At 42.6% G+C, this 1,277-nt stretch carries 2 protein-coding genes; both read left to right on the top strand.

All coding sequences use genetic code 11. The features are described from left to right. The coding region (locus tag QT974_RS34485; protein ID WP_333472838.1) for an NfeD family protein at nt 1-130 on the top strand (130 nt) is incomplete at its 5' end. Nucleotides 131-415: 285 nt separating this feature from the next. Beyond that, nucleotides 416-811, top strand: coding sequence for an NfeD family protein (locus QT974_RS34490; RefSeq protein WP_333472837.1), 396 nt, complete (start codon nt 416-418; stop codon nt 809-811). The last annotated feature ends 466 nt before the right edge of the window (nt 812-1,277 follow it).

The raw sequence follows: 1,277 nt of genomic DNA on the forward strand, positions 1-1,277 counted from the left end.
ACAATCCGGTCGCGTCCGTTTTCAAAGCACTTGGTGGCCTGCGAAGTGCGATCGACAAATAACCTTTAAACCCGGTGATGTGGTTCGCGTTGTGAGACTTGACAACATTACTCTGATTGTTGAAGCGTAGTTGGGAAAAACTCTGTTGGTGGGGAGTGGTCAGTCGATTTTAGATTTTAGATTTTAGATTTTAGATTTACAAGCGCAGATGAACCTGGGAGCTTGAACTTCAATCTAAGGTTTGAAAATATCCACGACAATTATCGGGGCTGGTATCAATTTGTAGAAGCCAGAATTTAAATCCTCGATCGCAATAGGGATGAAAAATCAGACACTTTTATCAGACTGCAAAAACGCGAGATTTTTGCATCCAAAAGTAAAGTTAAGCACAACCTATCTTCAGGAGCAATCAACCATGTCTACTAACTATGTCCAAGAAGCAAGCTTTGTTGATGAAGAAGGAATCTTAGCCTTCGCTGACGAGGAACAACTTGGTGATGTCGGTCCAACACAAGCAGCCGTCAGTGCTGTGTCGAAGTCCACTACCAATGTAGGAGAAGAGACGGTGGCTGGTGATGAAAAAGTGGCTGTGAGCGATACACAAACAGCCGATACTCATTTAGCCGCCAAAGATATCGCCCAAGACGAAAAAGCGATTGTAGAAGAAGAAATTCGTCCGGGCGAATCTGGTCGCGTCCGGTTTCAAAGCAGTTGGTGGCCTGCGATATCTGACCAAGATATTACTTTTAAACCTGGAGATGCGGTGCGAGTCATTGCAATTAATAATGTGACTCTGATTGTTGAAGGGTAGAAATGATGAATGTGCGATCGCGCTTAGAGTCGATACATTTCTCTTCAAAGCTCTGCAAAAGCGCGATCGAACTTATCACCTGTTTTAAATTGCAATATTCTATAGTTTAACCTCAACAACAACTCACCGCTGACAGTAATATTGTCAGCGGTTTTTTTTCAGTAGGAACACGGCAATGCTGTGCCCTTCTTCGTGTCAACAAAAACGCGCTTTCCCACAGTCCGGCAGGGGTTAAAACCCCTGCCTCAAAGCTAAACTCCTCTAAAAGAGGACTGAAGAGAAGAATTTTTAACTTATACAAAATCCGGGTTTCCTATTCCCCTTATAAATCTTCGGTTTAGAGCCAGAATCTATGCGATTGCTTCACGCAGTGAACAATGACAATAAAATGGGTATCATACCCGGATTTGGTAAGCTGATACGCAGCTAGATTGTATAATATAAATATAAAATAAGCGCTCATTAG

This window comes from Microcoleus sp. BM001215392 (assembly GCF_036700185.1).
In the GTDB taxonomy this organism is placed as follows: Bacteria; Cyanobacteriota; Cyanobacteriia; order Cyanobacteriales; family Microcoleaceae; genus Microcoleus.